Annotated in this window: 3 protein-coding genes; 1 reads left to right on the top strand and 2 read right to left on the bottom strand. The window is 62.8% G+C overall.

From position 1 onward, the window contains the following. Together ACNPM4_RS06860 and ACNPM4_RS06855 are read right to left on the bottom strand one after the other, a co-directional pair. The coding region (locus ACNPM4_RS06860) for a Gfo/Idh/MocA family protein (protein WP_448985185.1) at positions 1 to 1,059 on the bottom strand (1,059 nt) is incomplete at its 3' end. An 18-nt stretch (positions 1,060 to 1,077) separates the two neighbouring features. Then, on the bottom strand, positions 1,078 to 2,148 hold the full coding sequence (locus ACNPM4_RS06855) for a TetR family transcriptional regulator (RefSeq protein WP_448985184.1): 1,071 nt from the start codon (positions 2,146 to 2,148) through the stop codon (positions 1,078 to 1,080). A 215-nt stretch (positions 2,149 to 2,363) separates the two neighbouring features. Here ACNPM4_RS06855 and ACNPM4_RS06850 point away from each other — a divergent pair, with 215 nt between their 5' ends. Further along, a complete protein-coding gene (locus ACNPM4_RS06850; protein ID WP_448985183.1) occupies positions 2,364 to 3,632 on the top strand; it encodes an amidohydrolase in 1,269 nt (422 codons plus the stop codon). Positions 3,633 to 4,323 lie beyond the last annotated feature (691 nt).

Below are 4,323 nucleotides of genomic sequence, written 5' to 3'. Positions count from 1 at the left end.
CTCGGTGAGGGCGCTCACCGAGACAGGAAGCCCCGTCGCGAGCGACTCCTCCAAAGCGATCACGGCGGCGAGGGCCTGTCGGGCCTCGCGAGCGGTCACCAATGCTTCAGAGCCGAGGCGGCAGCTGTCGATGAAGGCTGCGAGTTCGGCGGCATATGGGGTGGCGAGAAGACCGAGCAGTCCGGTGTCGGTCGCGGGGAACTCCACTGCTCCGCGAACGCTGAACAGGTCGTCGCCTGTCGAGGTTGGCTGCTCGACCGAAGCGCCGCCGAACATCACTACTCCTTGCTCGCGCTCGTGCATGTAGATGGCTCCTTCTGTGCCTATGACGCTCATCGCGCAGTCTCCAAGCGCGAGTCCGGCCTTGTCTGGGAGCCCCCAGGTGCATTCGTGGGTGGCGACAGATCCGTCGGCAAACTCGAGGGTTGCGACGATGGAAGCCGCGGTGTCTCCGAAGCCATCGAGTCGGGTGCCCGATGCGCGACCATAGACGGAGACGATGGGCTGATCGAGAATCCACTGCAGCGCGTCCAGCTCGTGAACAGACAGGTAGCGTGCGACTGTGGTCTGCTTCGCTTGCCTGGCGCCCTCCGGCGCGGGCCAGCTTCGCCGACTCGTGGCGTGGAGGGTGGCGCCGAGCTCACCGGACTCGACCTTCACCTTGAGCGCTCGATAGCGGGGATCCGCACGCAGAGTCTGACCGACGATGATTCGAGCTGTGCTCGCCTCCTCAGCTGCGATCATGGCGTCGGCGTCCTCGAGGGACGTCGCGAGCGGTTTCTCACAGAAGACGTCCACGCCTGCTTTCAGAGCTCGGACCGTCGCTTCTCGGTGCAGGCCGTCGGGGGTAGAAACTACAACTGCATCGGCTCCTGCTGAGATGATCTCATCGATGCTGCTGACAAAAGTGACCCCTGCGGGAACGCGTTCGCGGGCTCCAGGGTTTGCGTCCCCGCATGCGACGAGCTGCGCTCCGGGTAGCTGATTGAGAATCTCAGCGCGGATTGTGCCCATCCAGCCGAGGCCGAGCACGCCGATCTTCAAGGGTGCGGTAGTCATCTTCGGTTCCATTCAGCGTCAGGGACGCGGGTTAGCGAGCAGCAGCTCGTTGATGCGGTCAGTGATGTCAACGTCGAGTTCCCGTCGGATGAAGCGGCTCACGATGTGAACGCTGCGGTCGACCGGCATCCAGGGTCGGCCGACGAGTATTGCGATGGCTAGTCCGTCGACGAGCGCGAGGAGTTCCTCGATGAGTTCCGGCACCTGTTCGGGATCAGTCCGGAACTGGTTGTCGCTCACTCCTTGTTCGATGACGAGTTCGAAGGACCGCCGGTAGTGCGACGCGAATTCACTATCGGCGCCCGGGAGCTCCCCGCGGGCTCTCCGAGTGAAGTATTCGTTCCAAATCTGCAGTTCCGTACGGACGATCTCAGTGCTGGGGATCGAAAGAGAGATCAGGCCTGCCAGCCGACCGGCAGCGTCGGGGAGGTCGTTCAGGATTGCCTCTCGTCTCTCCGCAGCGCGACGGGTTGCCCACTCGAGCGCGGCAAGGAGGACCTTCGCGCGCGTGTCGAAGTGGTACAGAACTGCGGCAGGTGACAGACCAGCTCTCTCAGCGATATCCCTCACCCTCGCTCCGTCATATCCGTACTCAGCGATGCAGGCCGTGGCCGCCTCGAGCAACCGCTCCCTGACGATCTCATTCGCTTCGGCAGGATGACTGTGCTTGGCGGGGTTGACATCAGCGAGGATCCGTTGACGCATGCGCCGTGCTGTCGCATAAGGCACGCCCAGCGTCCGTTCAAGCTCGCGAGCCCTGGGTGGCGCCTGAGGCGGCGCGGTACGAATAGCTTGAACCGCTGCAAACCAGATCGTGAGCGGTGTCGAAGATCCCTGCAGAATCGTTTGCGCCGTGGGATGCACGTGGGTTCCACAGGAACCGCACGTGTACGAAGCGCGGGTGTGCGAACGATGAAATCTGCGGGTCTTCTCGCACGTAGAGCACCAGGCGTGCTCACCATCCTTGCTTGCGCGACGCTTCCACAGCCAATGAAGATGCTCTGCGTCGTCGCGGAGAGACGAAAGCTCATCGAGATCTGTGAGCTCAAGCGAACCGATGCGCAACGGCCTGAGCGTGGTCTTCGTCATCGCCACTCCTGTCACAAATGAATAGTAGTGCCCTACATTGATGCGTCTTCACCGATGTCTCACCGTCGAATTACTGCGTGGTCACGCGTGACGGTGGAGCGTGCCTGAATGCTTGGTTAGCGTGAACTTAGACAACAGGTCACGCGGTGTCAATAGACAATCGGCAGAGGCGGAGAGAACATGCGCGACGTCGCATGCGCGGTTGGTAGACGGACGTGAGAGGGCCCTCGAGTATCGGCGGCGCGACCGGAGGGGACAGTGCGCCGGCTTCAGCGAAGCTTGAGCTGGCTCTGACAAGAATCGACGACGGCGTCCGGCGCGATGCTCCCGCCTTACGAACGCTCTCGCGTTCCATCCATGCAGATCCCGAGCTGGCCTTTGATGAGGTGCGAAGCTCCGCTGCCGTTGCCGCGGTGCTACGAGAATCCGGTTTCACCGTCCACTACGCGGTGGGTGGGTTGAAGACCGCCTTCGACGCAATCATCGGCGAAGGCCCACTCCACCTCGCGATCTTTGCTGAGTACGACGCGCTCCCCGAGATCGGGCACGCCTGCGGCCACAACATCATCGCCGCCGCTGCCGCCGGAGCCGGCCTCGCGCTCGCACCGCTCGTCGATGACCTTGGCATCACGCTCCATGTGATCGGCACCCCCGCCGAGGAGAGCGGAGGCGGCAAGGACGTTCTTCTTCGAGCCGGGGTCTTTGCGGACCTCCACGCGGCGGTGATGATTCACCCCGGGCCATCGAACGTGCTTGCCCCGACATCACTAGCCATCGCCGAGCTGACGGCGCACTTCCGTGGCCGCGCGTCACATTCCGCTGCCGCTCCAGAACTCGGTATCAACGCTGCCGACGCTGCGACCGTGAGCCAAGTTGCAATCGGGCTCCTCAGACAGCACCTACGAAGAGATCAGCTGGTCCACGGGATCATCACGGATGGCGGGAGCGTCCCCAACATCGTCCCCGACACTGCGGCGCTGCACTACCTTCTGCGTGCCGCCGACGAAGCTTCTCTCGACACTCTCATTGAGAAGATCGCGGCGTGTTTCCATGCCGGCGCGATGGCGACAGGTAGCGAAGTCGTTATCGATGAGGTACCACCGCGCTACCTGCAGTTGCGTTCAGACGGGGTACTTCTCGCGGCTGGTGCTGCAGCGTTCACGAGGGTGGGACGCGTTGACACCCCGAGCTCCGAGCCGATGGGCAGTACCGACATGGGAAACGTGATGGCAATTATTCCCGGTCTTCACCCGATGATTGCGGTGGGAAACGGGACATCTTCCCTACACCAGCGGGAGTTTGTCGAAGCTGCCGGTGGCCCAGCAGGGGACGAAACAGTCCTCGACGGTGCACGCATCCTCGCTGACCTGCTGACGAGAGTCTCACTCGATGAGGGCTTCCGCACTTACCTTCTCCACGCAGGTGCCGACCGCCGACTTCGACCCGACACTCACCCGAGTACAGGCGCAGAGTCGCGTGTCTGAGTGCGCATGTGTCCACGCGATGAGCCAAGCGGATGCGGACGACATCGGTGCGCGCCTTCGCGCCCTGGTCCAGGAAGGCGATTGGAAGGCTGTGTGCGAGCTAATCGAAGTCGATTGGCCCGCGCTGGTCGGTTTCGAGATCCGCGCGCTGGATGAAGCGCTCCGCATGCTCCCCCGAGACGAGTGGTTCTCCCGCCCCACGGTGGCCGGAGTAAGAGAGATGCGTCTTAGGGTTCATGGCGACACGACAGACCTTGATCGAGTGGCGAAGCGGGCCAACCTCCCCTCGCAGAAGGATCAACTTCGCGAGCTAGGCCGAAGCACCAATGCCCGTCGAGCTATGAGTACCGCGTCGGCTTTCATGATCGCGTACCGTCTGCATGGCCAACATCGAAAGGCACTCCATTTCGCCCACATCACCGAGGAGCTCACACGGCGCGCTCGCGTAAGCAACCCTCGCGAGATCGCGATACGTGTCCCCACTGTGCTACTCCAGGTCGGAATCACGCAGCTACTCGCAGGTCGCTTCGCACGGGCGGGCTCCCTTCTTCGCGAGGCATACGAGTTGCGCCGAGAAACGTGGGATAGCCGGGTCGGCCGTGACTCCGCGGCAAAACTCGCTCTGCTCCATGCAGTCATGGGTGACACGGTCGAGTCCGAGCGCTGGCTCGCTCGTCAAGACGACACTGAT

Source organism: Microbacterium umsixpiens, assembly GCF_053543675.1.
This window is presented reverse-complemented; position numbering and strand designations above follow the sequence as displayed.

Bases quoted from the DNA above. Each gene is read 5' to 3' on its own strand.
- ACNPM4_RS06855 (WP_448985184.1), bottom strand. From the start codon at position 2,148: ATGACGAAGACCACGCTCAGGCCGTTGCGCATCGGTTCGCTTGAGCTC.